At 51.9% G+C, this 18748-nt stretch carries 13 protein-coding genes and 1 riboswitch; of the genes, 4 read left to right on the top strand and 9 right to left on the bottom strand.

Annotated elements, in window-relative coordinates; genetic code table 11:
• Nucleotides 1-239 precede the first annotated feature (239 nt).
• The 9 genes from ACG2F4_RS13120 to ACG2F4_RS13080 form a co-directional block, all read right to left on the bottom strand.
• Nucleotides 240-1724, bottom strand: coding sequence for a glutamate synthase subunit beta (locus ACG2F4_RS13120; RefSeq protein ID WP_395261333.1), 1485 nt, complete (start codon nt 1722-1724; stop codon nt 240-242).
• 131 nt (nt 1725-1855) lie between these two features.
• Entirely contained in the window at nt 1856-6463 is a 4608-nt protein-coding gene (gltB, locus tag ACG2F4_RS13115) for a glutamate synthase large subunit (RefSeq protein ID WP_395261332.1), read from the bottom strand.
• A gap of 156 nt (nt 6464-6619) precedes the next feature.
• Nucleotides 6620-7843, bottom strand: a complete 1224-nt coding sequence (locus tag ACG2F4_RS13110) for a hypothetical protein (RefSeq protein WP_395261331.1) — start codon at nt 7841-7843, stop codon at nt 6620-6622.
• A 9-nt stretch (nt 7844-7852) separates the two neighbouring features.
• The gene (gene metX / locus ACG2F4_RS13105) at nt 7853-8905 is read right to left on the bottom strand and encodes a homoserine O-acetyltransferase (protein WP_395261330.1); all 1053 of its coding nucleotides are present in this window, start codon (nt 8903-8905) and stop codon (nt 7853-7855) included.
• A gap of 161 nt (nt 8906-9066) precedes the next feature.
• Complete coding sequence (locus ACG2F4_RS13100; protein ID WP_395261329.1) at nt 9067-10401, bottom strand: O-acetylhomoserine aminocarboxypropyltransferase/cysteine synthase family protein; 1335 nt, start codon at nt 10399-10401, stop codon at nt 9067-9069.
• 22 nt (nt 10402-10423) lie between these two features.
• Nucleotides 10424-10921, bottom strand: a complete 498-nt coding sequence (locus tag ACG2F4_RS13095; RefSeq protein ID WP_395261328.1) for a CoA-binding protein — start codon at nt 10919-10921, stop codon at nt 10424-10426.
• 140 nt (nt 10922-11061) lie between these two features.
• Nucleotides 11062-11221, bottom strand: a riboswitch (SAM riboswitch).
• Between the two features lie 53 nt (nt 11222-11274).
• Nucleotides 11275-11532, bottom strand: a complete 258-nt coding sequence (locus ACG2F4_RS13090; RefSeq protein ID WP_395261327.1) for a hypothetical protein — start codon at nt 11530-11532, stop codon at nt 11275-11277.
• A 40-nt stretch (nt 11533-11572) separates the two neighbouring features.
• Nucleotides 11573-12406: a TIGR02757 family protein gene (locus tag ACG2F4_RS13085; RefSeq protein WP_395261326.1), complete on the bottom strand. Its 834-nt coding sequence runs from the start codon at nt 12404-12406 to the stop codon at nt 11573-11575.
• Nucleotides 12407-12504: 98 nt separating this feature from the next.
• Entirely contained in the window at nt 12505-13263 is a 759-nt protein-coding gene (locus ACG2F4_RS13080) for an alpha/beta hydrolase family protein (protein ID WP_395261325.1), read from the bottom strand.
• A gap of 486 nt (nt 13264-13749) precedes the next feature.
• Here ACG2F4_RS13080 and egtD point away from each other — a divergent pair, with 486 nt between their 5' ends.
• The 4 genes from egtD to serA all read left to right on the top strand — a co-directional run bounded on the left by egtD (nt 13750) and on the right by serA (nt 18740).
• A complete protein-coding gene (gene egtD / locus ACG2F4_RS13075; RefSeq protein ID WP_395261324.1) occupies nt 13750-14694 on the top strand; it encodes an L-histidine N(alpha)-methyltransferase in 945 nt (314 codons plus the stop codon).
• A 342-nt stretch (nt 14695-15036) separates the two neighbouring features.
• The gene (purF, locus tag ACG2F4_RS13070) at nt 15037-16539 is read left to right on the top strand and encodes an amidophosphoribosyltransferase (protein WP_395261323.1); all 1503 of its coding nucleotides are present in this window, start codon (nt 15037-15039) and stop codon (nt 16537-16539) included.
• Nucleotides 16539-17129 carry a ribosome biogenesis GTP-binding protein YihA/YsxC gene (gene yihA / locus ACG2F4_RS13065; RefSeq protein WP_395261322.1) on the top strand — a complete coding sequence of 197 codons (591 nt, stop codon included), beginning with the start codon at nt 16539-16541 and terminating at the stop codon, nt 17127-17129. The genes purF and yihA overlap by 1 nt, the downstream gene beginning before the upstream one ends.
• A gap of 21 nt (nt 17130-17150) precedes the next feature.
• Nucleotides 17151-18740, top strand: coding sequence for a phosphoglycerate dehydrogenase (gene serA / locus ACG2F4_RS13060; protein WP_395261321.1), 1590 nt, complete (start codon nt 17151-17153; stop codon nt 18738-18740).
• Nucleotides 18741-18748: the final 8 nt, after the last annotated feature.

Here is an 18748-nt window from a genome sequence, read left to right as displayed (position 1 = left end):
CTGAACCATGATTAGGGTGATTGGTAGGATGGACTTTGATTTTTTCGTTGCCCATCACGGTTCATCACATTAATCCCCGAAATCACGGTTTAAATTGCTTGTATTTAAGAATTCGGAGCTCCCGGGCGCAGATGTTACGCACCAGAGGGGCGCGACGAGATAAGGGTCACTGATAGAAAAAGCCCGGAAACAAAATTCCGGGCTCCAATTCCCAATTCTTCATTTTTCATTCCTAATTCTCAGGGAAGTTCAGTATGTCCCATCAGCCAGCGGTCGCATTCGCGGGCGGCTCCGCGGCCTTCGTTGATGGCCCACACGATGAGACTTTGTCCTCGGCGCATGTCTCCGGCGGCAAACACGCCCTCCACGTTGGTATGGTAGTCGCCGTGTTCCGCCTTGGCGTTAGAGCGATCATCGCGTTCCACCTCCAGTTGTTCCAGTACGGGACTTTCCGGCCCGAGAAAGCCCATGGCCAGCAGCACGAGATCGGCTTTCCAGACCTTCTCCGTACCCTCGATTTCGACAGGCTTCATACTGCCGTTTTCCCCCGTCTTCCATTCGACCCGCACGGTGTGAAGTGCTTTTACATTTCCGTTGCCGTCACTTTCAAATTTCTTGGTCATCACCTGATATTCGCGGGGGTCTTCGCCGAACTTCTCCTTGGCTTCCGCCTGCCCGTAGTCAATCTTGTAGATGTTGGGCCATTCGGGCCAGGGATTGTCCTCGGCGCGGCTGTTTGGTGGTTTGGGCAGAATCTCAAACTGGGTGAGATTTTTGCAGCCGTGATGCATTGCGGTACTCACACAGTCGGTACCGGTATCGCCTCCGCCGATGACGATCACATTTTTGTCTTCTGCTGATATGTAGTTACCGTCTTCGTGGTTGGAGTCGAGCAGGCTTTTGGTGTTCGCGTGGAGAAATTCCATGGCGAAATGTATGCCGTTAAGCTCACGGCCCTCGATAGGCAGATCCCGGGGATTGGTAGCTCCCCCGGCCAGGATAACAGCATCGTAATTCTTTGTAAGTTCGGGTGCGGGGATGTCGGTACCGATTTCGGTATTGGTGATAAATTCGATGCCCTCTTCTGCCAGCAGGTCAACACGGCGTTTTACAACAGCTTTGTCCAGCTTTGGATTCGGAATACCGTAGGTGAGCAATCCGCCGATCCGATCGTCGCGCTCATATACCGTTACGTTGTGCCCTGCTTTATTAAGTTGGGCAGCTGCGGCCAGTCCTGCGGGACCTGATCCCACGACGGCCACTTTTTTGTCGGTCCGCTTTTCGGGGGGATTCGGTTTGACCCATCCCTCCTCAAACCCCTTGTCGATGATAGCCTGCTCAATACTTTTGATCGCTACCGGGGGATCTGTAATGCCGAGCACGCAGGAGCCTTCGCAGGGAGCGGGGCAAACACGGCCGGTAAATTCGGGAAAATTATTGGTTTTGTGCAGGCGGTGAAGGGCTTCTTTCCACTTTCCGCGATAGACCAGGTCGTTCCACTCCGGAATCAGGTTGTTGATCGGGCAGCCGAGCGCTTTCCCGTTATGCTCGATGCCGGTGTGGCAAAACGGGATCCCGCAGTCCATACAGCGGGCTCCCTGCTTCTGGAGTTCTTCTTCACTGAGTTCGACATAGAACTCGTCCCAGTCTTTAATCCGGTCTTCTGGTTTTTTATATGGAATCGATTGACGATCATATTCCATAAATCCGGTCGGTTTACCCATAATAATCTATAATATTTGTATCGTTTACCGTTTAGAAATTTCGTTATGAAATTTTGTGTCAGCCGCAGAGATCGCACGAAAAGTACAGCACATGGCGTCCTCATCTATCCTCTGCAGGCTTGGAATATCAGTTAGTTTCCGCTTGCACGTGCCTTGTCTTCTTTGTTGGTGTAGAAGGCTTCAAGTGCGGCCTCTTCGCCGGAAAGTCCCTGCTTTTCAGCTTCTTCGATAGAATCCTGCATCCGCTTGTAATCCTTGGGCAGAACTTTTACGAAGTGGGGGACCATCTTGTCCCATTTTGCGAGCACTTTCCAGGCCTTGTTGCTGTCGGTATATTCGCCGTGGCGACGAATCATTTGTTCTACATTTCGGATTTCATCTTCATTTTCGAGCTGTTGCAGGAATACCATTTCGGTATTGCAGTGTTCCTCAAATGTGTTGTCGAGATCCAGCACGTAGGCGATACCGCCAGACATGCCGGCCGCAAAATTACGGCCTGTGGGACCGAGCACAACTACACGTCCGCCGGTCATATATTCACAGGCGTGATCACCCACTGCTTCAACAACCGCATGCACACCACTATTTCGCACGCAGAAACGTTCTCCGGCCATTCCCCGGATGTAGGCTTCGCCGCTGGTCGCTCCATACAGCGAAACATTACCGACTATGATATTCTCTTCCGGCGTAAACAGGGATCCCGCAGAAGGCTTGAGAATGAGTTTTCCTCCCGACAGGCCCTTGCCGAAATAGTCGTTGGCGTCGCCTTCCAGCTCAAGCGTCATGCCGTTGGGGATAAACGCTCCGAAGCTCTGCCCGGCGGAACCCTTGAAATGCAGGTGGATGGTATCTTCCGGCAGTCCCTCCGCACCGTATCGGCGCGTCACTTCGCTGCCGACAATTGTGCCGACCACCCGATTGATATTTTTGATCGGCAGTTTTGCCTTGACCGGCTCCTTGTCGTTCAGCGCCGGTTCCACGATATCCATCAGCGTCTGAACGTCGAGGGAGTTTTCCAGCCCGTGATTTTGGTCGATCATTTTCCGTGTTCCTACCTCGTCGGCATTTTCGGGTCGATGCAGGATGGGAGAAAGATCCAGATACCGGCCTTTCCAGTGGTCGGTTTCCCGCTGTCTCAGTTTATCGGTGCGGCCAATCATCTCATCAACAGAACGGAAGCCGAGTCTGGCCATGTGCTCGCGGAGATCCCGGGCAACAAATTTCATGAAGTTGACCACGTTTTGTGGATCTCCCTTGTAGTTGTGACGCAGCTCGGGGTTTTGCGTGGCGATACCCACCGGACACGTATCCAGGTGGCAGACCCGCATCATGATGCAGCCCAGCGTAATGAGCGCGCTGGTTCCAAAGCCGTACTCTTCCGCACCGAGCAGCGCCGCAATAGCGATATCGCGCCCGGTTTTGATCTGCCCGTCGGTCTCGAGGGCCACGCGGCTGCGCAGCTTGTTGAGCACCAGCGTCTGGTGGGTCTCGGAAAGTCCGAGCTCCCACGGCAAACCGGCATGCTTGATGCTGGTCTGCGGAGAGGCCCCGGTGCCGCCGTCATTTCCACTGATCAGGATGACGTCGGCATGTCCCTTGGAAACCCCGGCCGCAATCGTACCGACGCCGACCTCCGAGACGAGTTTAACATTGATACGGGCATTCTTGTTGGAGTTCTTAAGATCGTGAATAAGCTGAGCCAGGTCCTCAATCGAGTAGATATCGTGATGGGGCGGCGGGGAGATAAGTCCCACGCCCGGAGTGGAAAGTCGTACCTTGGCGATCCACGGATAGACTTTTCGTCCGGGCAGCTCGCCTCCTTCGCCGGGCTTGGCGCCCTGGGCCATCTTAATCTGTATTTCGTCGCCTTCGGTCAGGTACTGGCTGGTAACGCCAAACCGACCGGAAGCAACCTGCTTGATCCGGCTGTTTCTGTCATCGCCGTTTTCATCGATGGTGTACCGGGCGGGATCTTCGCCTCCCTCACCGGTATTGCTTTTCCCGCCGATGCGATTCATGGCGATAGCCAGTGCTTCGTGGGTCTCCTGGCTGATAGAGCCGTATGACATTGCACCGGTTTTAAATCGTTTGCAGATCGATTCCACCGATTCTACCTCCTCGAGCGGAATCGCATCCTCCTCGCTGTATTTGAAGTCCAACAGGTGCCGCAACGTCGGCGGGGGATCAAACTGGTCGTCGACCAGGCTGGCAAATTCTTTGTATAGCTTGTAGTCTCCGGTCTTGCTGGCCAACTGCAGCGTGTGAACGGTCTCGGGATTATACATGTGGTATTCGCTGTTCTGGCGCCACTTGTACTGTCCCCCTTCGTCCAGTACCTGGCCGTTGGTCTGAATTTCCGGGAACGCCTTGCGGTGTCGCAGCTGGGCTTCTTCGGCAATCGTATCCAGTCCGATGCCCCCGATACGGGAGTCGGTCCAGGTAAAGTACTTGTCGATCACCTCTTCGTTGATGCCCAGCGCTTCAAAAATTTGGGCACCTCGGTACGACTTGATCGTCGAGATCCCCATCTTCGACATCACCTTGACGATGCCTTTGACGACCGCCTTGTTGTATCCCTTGACCGCCCGCTTGAAACTGAGATCCAGCATGCCTTCCTGGATCAGGTCGTGCAGGCTTTCGTAGGCCATGTAGGGGTTAACCGCTTCCACCCCGTAACCGAGCAGCAGGCAGAAGTGGTGCGTCTCGCGCGGCTCACCGGACTCCAGCACAATACCGACTTCGGTGCGCTGGCCGGTGCGGATCAGGTGATGGTGCAGCCCCGATACCGCCAGAAGTGCGGGAATCGGTACTTTGGAACGACTGAAATCGCGATCAGAGAGAATCAGGATGTTGGCACCGTTGTCAATCGCTTTATCCGCTGATTCAAAAAGGTCGTCAAGCGCCTTTTCCAGCCCCTCGCCTCCGCTACCGGATTCAAAGAAAATCGGCAGGGTTACACTTTTGAAACCCTTGATATCCAGATCTTTGAGCGCCTTTAGCTCTTCGTTTTTCAATACCGGGGTTTTTAGCTCAATTTGCCGGCAGCTTTCAGGAGTCGGATCAAGAATATTGCCCTGTGAACCGAGCGTAGTCTCTGTAGAGGTGATCATCTCCTCGCGGATAGGATCGATCGGGGGATTGGTGACCTGTGCAAACAGCTGCTTGAAGTAATTGTACAGCAACTGCGGCTGATTGGAGAGCACCGCCAGTGGAGCATCGTTCCCCATTGCTCCCACCGGCTGCAGCATGTTTTCTGCCATGGGACCCACGTTGACTTCGAGATCCTCATACGTGTAGCCAAACACTTTTTGCCGGTGGACGACCGCCTCGTGAGAAACCTTCGGTTCCTCAAGGGTCAGGTTCTTTGTGATTTTATCAAACGTAACGAAGTTCTCCTCGAGCCACTCTTTGTAGGGATGTTCGGTTGCAATCTCCTGTTTTATCTCTTCATCACTGATAATACGCCCCTCTTCGGTGTCGATCAGCAGCATCCGGCCGGGCTGGAGTCGTTCTTTCTGGATAATATCTTCCGGTGGAATATCCAGCACCCCGGCTTCAGAGGCAAGCACCACCATGTCGTCGCGGGTCACATAGTAGCGGGATGGGCGCAGCCCGTTGCGGTCGAGAGTGGCCCCGACGCGAACCCCGTCGGTAAAGGCGATGGAGGCCGGTCCGTCCCACGGCTCCATCAGGCAGCTGTGATACTTATAGAACGCCCTTTTGTGTTCATCCATGTTTTCATACCCCTCCCACGGTTCGGGAATCATCATCATCATGGCGTGGGGTAGTGAGCGCCCGCTGAGGCGGAGGAATTCCAGGGCGTTGTCAAATTTGGCGGAGTCACTTCCGTCTTCTTGGATGACGGGGTGTACTTTTTCAATATCATCCCCGAAAAGGTCGGATGCAAACTGCGATTCTCGTGCGTGCATCCAGTTCTGGTTGCCCCGCAGGGTGTTGATCTCCCCGTTGTGGATCATGTAGCGGTAGGGGTGGGCCAGCTTCCAGCTGGGGAAGGTATTGGTACTGAAACGCGAGTGCACCAGTGCCAGGGCCGACTCCATTTCGGAGTCCTGCAGATCGGGATAAAACTCCCGGAGCTGGGTGGAGGTCAACATCCCCTTGTATATGATGGTACGCGAGGAGAGGCTGGCGATATAAAAGAAATCTTTTTCCTTAATATCCATCTCCGTCTCTTCTATGGCCCGGGTGATGCGTCGACGTATGATATACAGCTTGCGTTCGAAATCAAGTTCGGTTTCCAGGTCGTCACTTCGGCCAATAAAAATCTGTCGTACGGATGGTTCGGTTTCCTTGGCTGATTTACCCAGGTAAAAATTGTCGGTGGGCACCTTCCTCCAGCCAAGCACTTCCTGCCCCTCTTCTTTAACGATTTTTTCAACAATCTTTTCGCAGGGCCGGCGATCTTCACGATCTCCCGGGAAAAAGATCATTCCTACTCCATAATGCCCCTGTTCCGGCAGGTCCATGCCGAGTCCTTCGCAGGATTTTTTCAGAAACTTGTGGGGAATTTGGATCAGTATTCCCGCTCCGTCACCGGTGTTGGCTTCACTGCCGGTGGCACCCCGGTGGTCCAGGTTGTGCAGAACAGTTAATGCCTGATTGATTATGTTGTTGGATTGCTTTCCTTTGATGTTCACCACGAACCCGATACCACAGGCGTCGCGTTCGTGCTTCGGATCATACAATCCCTGTTTGGGAGGCATGTTCATTCCAGACATGTGCATAAAATTGTTTCGGTTTACTTACAGTTGTTTCAATTTATAAACGTAAATACCAGACAGGTTTCGTTGCAAATCCGTCCGGAGTTGCATACACCCATTGCTGAGAATGAGCGAACCGCAATTACGTTCAGGAGCAAAAAAGCTCCTGAACCTTTAATGTTTCGACACGATGATCTTATGAGCAATTTTTAGGACATCGGACAGTACCCCGGCGGCTGTTACTTCTTTTCCGGCGCCTGGTCCCTGGATAACGATAGGGGAGTTTGAGTAGCGTTTTGTTGTAATCTGAAACAGATTATCCGTACCACTTAAACGCCCGATGGGGGAATCGAGAGGTACCGATTTTATTCCGACGGATATGTCATGATTTGTAAGATTGCCGACGTAGCGGAGTGTTTCATTACGTTCTTTAGCGTGTTCTATTTTAGACTTCCAATACTCATCAACCTCAGACAGTTCAGTGAGAAATGTGTCCCGGTCGACCGATGTAAGATGTTCTGGTACCAAAGTTTGAATGTTCAGTTCGCTCCGCTCAACCTTTAAACCCAAGGTTCGTGCTAATGTAAGAAATTTTCGGGCCACATCCTCACCAGAAAGATCATCCCTTGGGTCGGGCTCTGCATATCCTAGTTTACGGGCTTTGATGACGGCCTTGCTGAACGGGGTGCCCTGCTCCAGCTCGTTAAAAAGATAGGTCATGGTTCCGGAACCCACTCCGGATATCTCTGTTATGGTATCGCCGGTTTCAAGCAGGCGGGTCACGGTCGATAAGATTGGCAGACCGGCGCCCACGGTCGGTTCGTAGCAAAATTCAACGTCCTTGTGCTGTGTTATGTGTTGAAGCTGTTCGTAGAACTCCTGCTCAAATGTATTCGCTCGCTTGCTCGGGGTGGCAATATGGATATTTGATTCCAGTATCGGCGGGTAGAGTCGTGCCACCTCGGCACTGCCGGTGGCATCGATGAAGACAAGCTTTTCGGGACCTTCCTTGGTCAGCTTGTCCAAAATATGGTTCCAATTGGTCTCTTCTCCCCCGGGGAGTGTTTCAATAACCTGTGCGGGATCAATGCCTTCTTCATTCCAGATATAGTGTTCGCTGTTGCAGGCTCCGATAATATCCAGGGTGAACTCCTCGGTATCCAGTTCGGAAATCAGCCGGATCAACGTGCCTCCAACTTCGCCTGTGCCCGCTATAAACAGGGGCACGGCCTGTTCAGCCGGCTGAATGCGGTCAATCAATTTGTGTGCGGCTTCGTTGAGCCGGCGGCTGGAATCCACCAGCTGCTCCAGCAGCGGCAGTTGTTCATTCTTCAGGAGCTTGAGACCTGTACCATTACCAGGTCTGTTGTCTTCTTTTAATAGTGACGATTCTGACATAGGGATTACTTATACTGCGTGATGAGTTTTATATGTTGATAGAAAGGGCTTTATGATATTGTTCAGTTGGTCAAATTCGATCAGGAAGGCATCATGGCCATACTCAGATGTGATCTCTTCGTAATGTCCGTTTCCCAGGAGCTGCGCCAGCTCTTTCTGCTCGTTTACCGGGTACAGCAGGTCGGAATTGATGCCGATAACGAGTACCGGAATGTCGACCTCACCCAGTATTTCAGAGTAGCTTCCGCGGTTACGAGCCACATCGTGCGTATCCATTGCCCAGGTCAGGTAAACATACGTGAGCGCGTCGAAGCGGTTAACCAGTTTTTGTCCCTGGTAGTTCAGGTACGACTCCACCTGGAACAGGTCGTCATGCCCCTCCTGGAGATCACGCCCAAATTTATTCTCAAAATCCTGCTGGCAGCGATAGCTGATCATCGCCATCATGCGGGCGGCAGAAAGTCCCTCGGAGGGCCCGTCTCCTTTTTCGTAATATCCGTCGTTCCAGTTGGGATCGGCAAATATCGCCTGCCGCTGGGCGTGGCTAATGCCAATCTGCCAGCTTGTATGAGCTTTTCCCATTGCGATCGGTACTGCGCTGCGCACGCGTTCGTCCATAATTGAAAACTCAAGCGCCTGCATGCCGCCCATCGAACCTCCGATGACGGTTTCAATACCGCGGATGTCAAATTCATCCAGAAATTGCTGCTGGTAACGGACAATGTCGCGGATGGTAATATCGGGAAAATCGGCGCGGTAGGGATTGCCGGTCCGGGGATCTGTAGTCCATGGCCCCGTACTTCCATAACAACTGCCGAGCACGTTGGTGCAGATAACATAGTAGCGGTCGGTATCAAGAATGCCCCCCGGCTGAAAAAGCCCCGGGAACCACTCGTCGGCGGCAGCATTGCCCGTAAGCGCGTGGCAGATCAAGATGACATTGTCACGTGCTTTGTTGAGTTTGCCCCACGTTTTGTAGGCGATAACCGGATCGGGGAATGTAAAACCCGACTCCGTTACAAACTCCTGTTGCAATTGATATTGTTTTACACCTTCGTTCATTGCTTCTGTTTGTAATGCCGTTGCGGGTCTTAGCCCGCAAGACTTTAAGGATAGGGTGTGGAACGTTGCAGAAGGTTCCACACCCGTTTTATGATCTGTCGCTGTAACCTGTGTCAATCCCGGCTTTGTAAGCCGGGTGTCATCTGTTCAACAGGCAGGTGTTAAGCGGTTACACCGAGCTTGGCAAATGCCCGCTCGAAATCTTCGATGATATCATCGATATGTTCAATTCCCACGGATACGCGAATCAGGTCGGGCTTTACGCCGCTTGAGGCCTGTTCTTCATCCGAAAGCTGCTGGTGCGTCGTTGAAGCGGGATGGATAACCAGTGTTTTGGCATCTCCCACGTTTGCCAGGTGGCTTGCCAGCTCTACATTGTCGATAAAAGTGCGAGCAGGCTCATAGCCGCCCTCCACGCCAAAAGTGAGAACGGCTCCGAAACGGTCGCCCTCCAGGTACTTTTGGCCGAGCTCGTGATAGGGATGATCGGGCAGGCCGGTATAGTTGACCCACGTTACCTTGTCATGATCTTGCAGCCATTCGGCCAGCTTCTGGGTGTTTTCGCAATGGCGTTCGGCGCGCAGCGAAAGGGTTTCAAGTCCCTGAAGCAGCAGAAAGCTGTTGAACGGAGACGGGGCTGATCCGAAGTCGCGGAGCGCTTCCACCCGCGCCCGAATTGCAAACGCGATATTGCCAAACGGACCTTCCGGGCCGAATACTTCCCAGAACTTGAGCCCGTGATAGGCAGGGGAAGGTTCCGTGAAAACGGGGAAGTTACCGTTGCCCCAGTCGAAATTACCGGCATCCACTATGACACCGCCGATGCTGGTTCCGTGCCCTCCGATCCACTTGGTGGCGGAGGCGGTTACGATGTTGGCCCCGTGCTTGATCGGCTTGCAGACAGCACCCGCCACGCCAAATGTGTTGTCCACTATCAGGGGGATGCCGTACTTGTCGGCCAGTTTCGCAAGTCCTTCAAAATCGGGAACATTGCCGCGCGGATTTCCGATCGATTCAACGTAGATACCCTTGGTGTTATCATCAATTTCTGCCTCGTAGGCCTCGATGGTGTCCTCTTCCACAAAATTCACGTCAATTCCGAGGCGTGGCAGCGTAACCTTGAACTGGTTGTAGGTGCCGCCGTACAGGAACGGGGTGGAGACAATATTGTCGCCCGATTGAGCAATGGTGGCTATCGCCATGAACTGAGCAGACTGTCCCGAGCTCGTTCCCACCGCAGCGACGCCCCCCTCGAGAGCCGCAATACGTTTTTCAAACACATCCGTCGTGGGATTCATAATCCGCGTGTAAATATTGCCGAACTCTTTCAGGGCAAACAGGGTGGCCGCATGCTCCGTATCATCAAACTGGTAGCTGGTCGTTTGGTAAATAGGTACTGCACGGGAACCCGTGGTGGGATCCGGCTCCTGCCCGGCATGTAGCTGCAGGGTCTCAAATCGATAATTGCGTTCTTCTCCGTTTTCGTTATTGCTCATAATGTCACCTTGTTAATTAAGTTTAGGATACAGATTGCTCGTTTCGCTCTTTCTTGGGACGAATAAGAAACTGATGGTCTACCTTCATGCACCGGTGTTGGAAAAAATCGATTCCTCTTTTTTCGACCTTGTTCTTCAGCTTGTCATGTGTTCCCGTTCCCAGCTGAAGCCATATCGCCTCCGGTTCGATCTCAAGGGCCTGGTCAACAACATCCGGGATCAGTGTTTCCGGGAGAAAAATATCCACTACGTCAACAGGAACGGGAATACTTTCAAGATCGGGGTATGCCTGCTCCCCCAGGATCTGGTCGGCCCCGGGATTTACGGGGATGATGGTATAGCCGGCGTTTTTGAGATATCGGCCCACAAAATGGCTGTCCCGGTGCCGATTCCGCGATATTCCGACGACGGCGATCGTCCGGATGGTGTCAAGCAGCTCCTCCACCCGGTCGGTCTCTTCGGATATTTCCGGATTCGCCCGCATCTTCTCGGCATACCAGCTGTCAAATGTTGATTTCATTGCGTGATCTAAAGCTATATTATTCTTCGTTCCCCGCTGTTATGCAGCAGGAACAAAAAAGCCTCTTCCGAACTACCTCATCGATGATTGATCGCGGAAGTTCAGAAGAGGCTTTGCTCATGTTTTGAAGCGATTCCTCAATCTCATCTTCCCTTTTTCCGGGCGGTAAATCACCTGGAAAAAGCAGGATTTAGCACCTGAACCCTCCTGCACATCATCTGCAGCTACATATGATGGTTGTGCAAGAAGCGGTTGCTAAGGTTTCATCGGGCCTGATCCCTCCGCCTTTCTCGATAAGAGTATGTTCAATAACCAAGAGTGAAAAAGAACGAATTTTATATTAAAAAAGCCCTTCAATTAATCTTTCGAAGGGCTTTGTGAATTTCATCCATGTTAATGGTGGTACAGTCACTTAAACCCTTCAATGCTTTGGGAGCCGCATCCGTGCCATAATACAACAGATGTTGAAAATAAGCGGAATGCGGCAGTTGAATATAATCATGCTTGACATATTCTTTCTTCTCACAATTGAATGCAAAGTATAATATTTTTAGAGCTTTTTTCACAAAAATTTCATCCCTGTTGCTGCAGGTGCCGCCACCTTTTCTCATGATTTGTGTGAAGACGGGGCAGCATCAGGAGCGCCCCAGCTCATAAAAACTGTGGATTCAGGATTCTCTCATCCCCGGGACCTGTTTCCGTCACGCCGATGCCGAACAGTGCGTAATCGTATTTTGCCGGGTCGTCAGGGTCCAGCAACCGCATCTTCGAGGTGAGTTCCCTGGTGGCTTTCCAGTCGTTGTAGGTGCGCTCCAGGAGGCCGAGCACCCGTGCCTGTCGTGCTGCGTGTACGTCCAGCGGCAGCATCAGCTCGGACGGGGCCATGAAGGTCATCGTTCCGGGGTCTACCGGACTACACTTGCGGATGGTCCAGCGAAGGTAGAGGTAAAGGCGCTTGCAGGAGCTGTTTTTTTCGGAGTTGGAAATATGCTTGCGTGTACGCCGGGCCGCATCGGGACAGGTTTCAAAAAAGCGTTCATGGAACACGGCCAGCAGATTGCGATCGGTACGGTTGGCCTCTCGGTGGCATTCTTTCCAGAAAGGTTCAAATCCCCCGTACTCCTGCAGGATGTTATGCAGGATCATAGTAAGCCAGTAGATATCCACCGGCTTGAACGTGCGATGCTTGAAGCCTTCGAACCGTCGGCGGTCGCGCTCCGAAAAATTGCCGATAAACTCGGCCGGCCGGTGACCCATCCGTTTTAGTAGGTCCCTGACTTTGGCAATGACAATATCGCGTCGACCCCAGGCCATCAGTGCAGCAAAAAAACCGGCCAGTTCCCGGTCCAGCTTGCCCTCGAAGGCGTGCATAAAAAGAACGGGGTCGTCATCAATATAATCCGGATTTTCCATGCGCTCGACCCACCGGTCGAGCCACGGCTTGAGTTCAATAATTTCTGACTCGGAAAGAAGCTGTTGCTGCATATATTGTTGAATACAAGTTTGTAGCGGGCGTTCTGGGGTTTTAGAAAAGAATCATCTTCAATGATAAAAGGAAACTCCTGCGGGAGAACAGCCGGCTGCTACAGGTAGCGGTCTGCCCACGCCGCGGCAACCGATCCCACATATTTGGCGTCTTCTTCGTTGCTTAGCAGGTGATCGGCGTCGTCAAGCGATATGAAGCTTTTGGGATGTTTGGCCAGTTTGTAGATATGCGCCGCATTGTCGATCCCCACCGTATTGTCAACCGGCGAATGAAAGATCAACAGCGCCTTGCCAAGGTTACGAATAATACCGTCCATCTTTTGAGCCGACAAGTCATCGAGAAATTGTTTTTTTATGGTGAAGGTGCGCCCTGCCAGCCGGACGTCGGCTTCTCCCTTTTCTTCAATGATCTCTTTTTTATCAGTAAGCAAATGCTGCACATGTTCCGGGTTGCAGGGGGCGCCGATCGTGGCAATGGCCTCAACGGAGGCGATTCGGTCGGCTGCCTGCAGGACGGCCGCCCCACCGAGGGAATGTCCCATGAGCATGCGCGGGACGATTTCATGCTGTTTCATATAGGTGGCGGCAGCAATCAGGTCATCCACGTTGGAGGAGAAGTTCGTGTTGGAAAAATCGCCCTCGCTTTCTCCAAGACCGGTGAAATCGAACCGGAATACGCTCATCCCGTGGTCGGTGAGGGTGCGGCTGATGTGTCCCACTGCGCGCAGGTTTTTACTGCAGGTAAAGCAGTGGGCAAACAGCACGGATCCTTTGCTGGTGTGCTGGTCCGGCCGGTCAATTCTTGCAGCCAGCTCTTCTCCCTGGCTTCCCGGGAAAGTTATCTTTTCACTTTTCATGATTTATTTTGTACTTCATTACTGGTTGAAGGTTGAAAGTTAAAGGTTGAAAGTTAAAGGTTGAAAGTTAAAGGTTGAAAGTTAAAGGTTGAAGGTTGAAGGTTAAAGGTTGAAGGTTAAAAGTTAAAAGTTGAAGGTTAAGGTTGAGGTTAAGGTTAAGGTATAAAATTGCGTTCAATTGTCGAATTGAAGGGGCTTTTTCATAACCAGATTTCCCTATGCCCAAAGTACCACCGCCATCGTATCGGATGTATTCTGTTATCGTTTTCTTACGGGAGCGGAGTATCCGGGTAAGAGGTGTTGGTTGCGGGTCAACAGCTATAGTCAGGAGTGCGCCCGGGGCGTCAGGTGTGCCTCCTGTTGGCCACCCGGTAAAACGGTTTATAAAGCCCGGAATTGGGTAATTGTATTTCTGGCTGCGGTTTGATGACAAACACAGTTTTTTAAACGTTAACTTTGATCTAAAACGAAACAGTGGGAGATGTAATGGAAGACCAGGCAGTTGCGCGGCAACATACCATGCTGGATGAGGTTCTCGGGGGATTACGAAAACCGCAGAAAAGGATTCCCAGTAAATTTTTTTATGACAGGCGGGGTTCCCGGCTTTTTGAAGAGATAACAGAGCTGGAGGAGTATTATCTCACGCGGACGGAAATTTCAATTTTGGAGACCCACATTGACGAGATTGCCCGTGCCATCGGGTCACGGGCGGTGCTGATAGAACTGGGTAGCGGCAGCAGCAGGAAAACGAGACTGCTGCTGGACAGGCTCCCGTCGCTGGTCTCGTATCATCCCGTGGATATATCCGAGCAATACCTTGAGGAGGTGGCCCGGCAGCTAAGCGTGGATTATCCCGACCTAAGCATCCAGCCGATTTGTGCCGATTATACCTCCCGTTTCGAAATTCCCGATTCCCCGTCGGATTACCGGGAGCAGGTATTCTTCTATCCCGGTTCCACTATCGGCAACTTTCGGCCCGGAGAGGCACACGATTTTTTAAAGAATGTAGCTGCGAGGGCGGACCAGGAAGCCGCATTGCTGGTTGGAGTGGATCTGAAGAAGGACCGCACTATCCTGGAGGCCGCCTATAATGATGAGAACGGTGTTACAGCTGAGTTCAACAAAAACATTCTGGTGCGGCTGAACCGCGAGCTGGACGCTGATTTTGACCCTGACAAGTTCCGGCACAACGCCTTTTACAATGAGGAGAAAGGACGTATAGAGATGCACCTGGTCTCTAAGCATAAACAAGAGGTGAAAATCGACGGGGAACGGATATTGTTCCACGAAGGGGAATCGATCCATACCGAAAACTCATATAAATACTCGGTAGAGGAGTTTGGAGACCTGGTGAAGGACTGGTTCTCCGTTGAACAGGTGTGGCTGGATGAAAACCGCTATTTCTCCCTGCAGTACCTGGTAAAACGGTAGGTATCAGATACCCGGGAACTGACGAGCGGCTGTGCCGAAGGAGAGATTGTCCGGCAAAAAATCTGCCGGCGACCGGTCGCCTCATCAACACCCTTAGCGACAGGATGTGATGTTGCGAACATGCCACGAGTGGCAGATTCCGCTGGGAACATAACGACTGCGTGACAATGCAATATTGTGGAAACAGCGGGTCCCACACATCGTTTCAGATGCGGGGCAAAGCTTAAACAGGATTCATTTCTTATAGGGAGGAGATTATTCCTTATAATAAACTCTGTCAATTAGCGATTGATTTTCTTATTTTCCACTGCCTTAAAAACAATAGGAATGTGAATCAGTTTCATGACCGATAAACCACGCGATTATTGCGGTATTTTTGGTGTTTATGACCATCCTGACGCCGCTTTGCTCACCTATTACGGGCTGCACGCCCTCCAACACAGAGGCCAGGAGTCAGCTGGCATTGTGACAACCCATTATGACAGCCAGAAAGAACGCTGGGTAATGCCGATGCACAAGGGGTTTGGACTGGTACTCAATGTGTTTGACGATCACAAGATTTTGAAAAGGGAACTCAAGGGCAAGGCCGCCATAGGTCATAATCGCTATTCTACGACCGGGGCTTCCAGGAATCCGGCCAACATTCAGCCGTTTCGTGTTCACTACCGCGATGGCAATGTGGCGGTGGGTCATAACGGAAATCTGGCCAACGCCAGGCAAATCCGGGAGCGCCTGCGGGAGAAGGGGGTTATATTTCAAAGTACTTCTGACACTGAGTTGATTCTTCACCTGATCTCCCACAGCAGGCAGAAAAACCAGATCGACCAGATCCTGGATGCGCTGTCCCGGATAGAGGGGGCCTACAGCCTGATGATGCTGACCGACAACCGCCTTATCGCCGTACGTGATCCCAACGGCTTCCGTCCGCTGGCGCTGGGAAAGGTGGACGGGTCGTACTGCGTGGCCAGCGAAACCTGTGCGTTCGATATTATCGATGCGGAATATGTACGTGATGTGGAGCCCGGTGAAGTGCTGGTGATTGATCAAAATACGCTGGAAACCGATGAGCCGACCTCCTACTTTTTAGAGCCGGAGCATGGAACAGAAACCAGCCAGTGCATATTTGAATATGTCTACTTTTCACGCCCCGACAGCAAAATTTTTGGGGAAAATGTGGACAAGGTGCGGCGGAACCTCGGGAAGTATCTTGCCAAGGAGCATCCTATTTCTGAAGTATGCAATAAAGTGCCGCCCGACAAGAAGCCTATTGTGATTTCTGTACCGGATTCCAGCAATACGGCGGCTTTGGGATATGTCCATGAGAACCAGAAGCTTGGGCATGAATGCAAGTTCGAGATCGGGCTTATTCGGAATCACTATGTAGGCCGGACGTTTATCTCGCCCGGGCAAAAATCGCGCGACCAGAAGGTGCGCACCAAGTTTAACACGGTTCGGGGCGTCATCGAGGGGCGGTCGGTCATCATTGTCGATGATTCCATTGTGCGGGGCACTACCTCCCGCTACCTGGTGGATATGATACGCGATGCCAATCCTGCTGAGATTCATTTCCTGGTGAGTTCTCCCCCGATCATAAGTCCCTGTTTTTACGGAATGGATTTTCCGAGTCCCGATGAGCTGATGGCCAACCGTTTTGACCGGGATATTGAGAAGATGGCCAAAGAGATTGGTGTTGACAGCCTGCGGTACCTGTCGCCGGACGGGCTGGTGAACGCTGTGAAGGAGGCGAACCTTTCAGGGAAGGGGTATTGTACTGCCTGCTTTACAGAGAAATACCCGGTGCCGGTCAATTTTGGCGTTGGCAAGGAAGAAAACGAGATTGTTTGATGGAGTTTAAGAAAGCCCGTTTTATAACCAGCGCCCCCTCCCTGAGCGAGTGTCCTGAACCGGCCTGCCCCGAAATCTGTTTTGCCGGCCGCTCAAATGTGGGAAAATCGTCCCTCATCAATGCTTTAATGCACCACAAGGGGCTGGCCCGAACCAGCAACACCCCGGGCAAAACCCAGCAGATGAACTACTACCTGGTAGATGACAAGACCTATTTTGTGGATTTGCCCGGGTTTGGGTATGCTAAAGTGCCGAAAAAGGAGCGTGAGCGCTGGGGGCGGGATATCCGTGAATACCTGCTTGAACGGACTACACTTCGGCTGGTAATTCACCTGGTCGACATCCGGCATGAGCCCACAAAGCTGGACGAAGATTTTTTTTACTGGCTGGGGGTCAACCGTTTGCCGTTTTGTGTAGTGTTGACGAAAAGCGATAAATTATCGCGAAACCAGCAAAACCAGTCAAAATTCCGGTTGGAGAGAATTCTGGAGGAGATGAATATTGAGGTGCCGATCCTGCTGAGTTCATCCAGCGAACGTACCGGAATGGAGGAGCTTAAAGATCTTATTTCCGAATTTTCAGAAGCATAAAAATAAACAACAATAAAAATCATGTCCTATAAAATATTACTAGCAGATAACGTAGATGAACGTTGTGAAAAAGTCTTTTCCGATCGAGGTATCGAGGCAGTTCGGAAAACCAGTCTTTCAGAAGAGGAGCTGTTTGAAGAGATCGCCGGTTATGATGGTATCGTTGTTCGCAGTTCCACCAGAATTACTGAAGAGCTGTTAAAACATGCTGACAACCTGAAAGTGATCGGCCGGGCGGGTGTCGGGGTTGACAATATCGATATTCCTGCAGCCACGGCGCGCGGGGTACTGGTGATGAACACCCCCGATGGCAACACCATTTCAACGGCCGAGCATACCTGCGGCATGATTCTGGCAATCGCCCGGAATATCCCGCAGTCTGTCGACAGGGTAAAGAGCGGCGGTTGGGATCGCAAAAAGTATATGGGAACCGAAGTCCACAGCAAGGTGCTGGGGATCGTTGGTCTTGGCAAGATCGGCAGCGAGGTTGCCAAAAGGATGCAGCAGTTCGGGATGACGGTTAAAGCGTATGATCCATTTGCGTCTCACGAAAAAGCCCAGAGCATCGGGGTTGAACTGCTGGAGCTGGATGACCTGCTGGGCCAGGCCGACTTTTTAACGGTACACACGCCGCTCACAGAAAAAACCAAGGGGTTGGTCTCACTTGAAAAGGCCGACAAGATGAAGAAAGGAATGTTCCTGGTGAACTGTGCCCGCGGCGGTATTTATAAAGAGGAGGACCTGCCTAAATTGCTGGATGACGGAATACTGGCGGGTGTTGCGCTGGATGTCTATTCACAGGAGCCCCCTTCGGAAGATCTGTATGAGATTCTCAAGCATCCGAAGATTATAAGTACGCCCCACCTAGGCGCTTCTACGGAGGAGGCCCAGGAAAAAGTAGCTGAACAGATTGCATACCAGATGGCGGATGCCCTGGAAAAGAAAAGTTTCAAGGGCAGCCTGAACGGCAAGTCAATCTCTCTTATCACCAACAAAGAGGTACAGCCCTATCTTGAGCTCGCGGAAAAACTGGGTGAGATGGCGATCCAGATTGCACCCGAACACACCAGCAGTTTTTCTTTTGAGTATTCCGGTGAATGCGCCAAGTATTCTGATGTGCTTACTGATTCCATGCTCAAGGGAATGCTTTCGGAGCATGTGAGCGAAGCGATCAACCTGATTAATGCCCGTCACTATGCTGAAGAGCGGGGATTCAAAATCAAGGAGACGACCGGGGGAGAAACCAAGACCTTCAATGAACTGATTACCGTTAAATTTGACGGCGATGCCGAGTACAAAGAGATTGCCGCAACGGTATTTGGTGAGGGGGATTACCGCATTGTGAAAATCGACGGGTTCGGTATTGAATTGCGCCTGGAGGGTGACATCCTGATGTATACCAACATCGATAAGCCCGGTATGCTGGCATCGGTAAGTGGCGCACTGGCGGAGCAGGGCATCAACATCGCTTCGCTCAGCCTCGGTCGCACCCAAAAGGGATCGCAGGCCATTACGGCCGTGGCGGTGGATAAGCCGTTGACCGAAGAGGAGCTGCAGCCGATCCTTAATCTGGACGGGGTAGACGGATTGCGCTATATCAGTCTTTCGTAACCAATACA

It is taken from the genome of Halalkalibaculum sp. DA3122, from assembly GCF_043951865.1.
In the GTDB taxonomy this organism is placed as follows: Bacteria; Bacteroidota; Rhodothermia; order Balneolales; family Balneolaceae; genus JAMQKA01.
Note: the sequence above shows the minus strand (reverse complement) of the source record. Positions and strands in the feature narration are given on the sequence as shown.

What these genes read in the sequence shown, in the direction of transcription:
- ACG2F4_RS13120 (WP_395261333.1), bottom strand. Translation starts at nt 1,724, where the DNA reads ATGGGTAAACCGACCGGATTTATGGAATATGATCGTCAATCGATTCCA.
- gltB (WP_395261332.1), bottom strand. Translation starts at nt 6,463, where the DNA reads ATGTCTGGAATGAACATGCCTCCCAAACAGGGATTGTATGATCCGAAG.
- ACG2F4_RS13110 (WP_395261331.1), bottom strand. Translation starts at nt 7,843, where the DNA reads ATGTCAGAATCGTCACTATTAAAAGAAGACAACAGACCTGGTAATGGT.
- metX (WP_395261330.1), bottom strand. Translation starts at nt 8,905, where the DNA reads ATGAACGAAGGTGTAAAACAATATCAATTGCAACAGGAGTTTGTAACG.
- ACG2F4_RS13100 (WP_395261329.1), bottom strand. Translation starts at nt 10,401, where the DNA reads ATGAGCAATAACGAAAACGGAGAAGAACGCAATTATCGATTTGAGACC.
- ACG2F4_RS13095 (WP_395261328.1), bottom strand. Translation starts at nt 10,921, where the DNA reads ATGAAATCAACATTTGACAGCTGGTATGCCGAGAAGATGCGGGCGAAT.
- ACG2F4_RS13090 (WP_395261327.1), bottom strand. Translation starts at nt 11,532, where the DNA reads ATGAGAAAAGGTGGCGGCACCTGCAGCAACAGGGATGAAATTTTTGTG.
- ACG2F4_RS13085 (WP_395261326.1), bottom strand. Translation starts at nt 12,406, where the DNA reads ATGCAGCAACAGCTTCTTTCCGAGTCAGAAATTATTGAACTCAAGCCG.
- ACG2F4_RS13080 (WP_395261325.1), bottom strand. Translation starts at nt 13,263, where the DNA reads ATGAAAAGTGAAAAGATAACTTTCCCGGGAAGCCAGGGAGAAGAGCTG.
- egtD (WP_395261324.1), top strand. Translation starts at nt 13,750, where the DNA reads ATGGAAGACCAGGCAGTTGCGCGGCAACATACCATGCTGGATGAGGTT.
- purF (WP_395261323.1), top strand. Translation starts at nt 15,037, where the DNA reads ATGACCGATAAACCACGCGATTATTGCGGTATTTTTGGTGTTTATGAC.
- yihA (WP_395261322.1), top strand. Translation starts at nt 16,539, where the DNA reads ATGGAGTTTAAGAAAGCCCGTTTTATAACCAGCGCCCCCTCCCTGAGC.
- serA (WP_395261321.1), top strand. Translation starts at nt 17,151, where the DNA reads ATGTCCTATAAAATATTACTAGCAGATAACGTAGATGAACGTTGTGAA.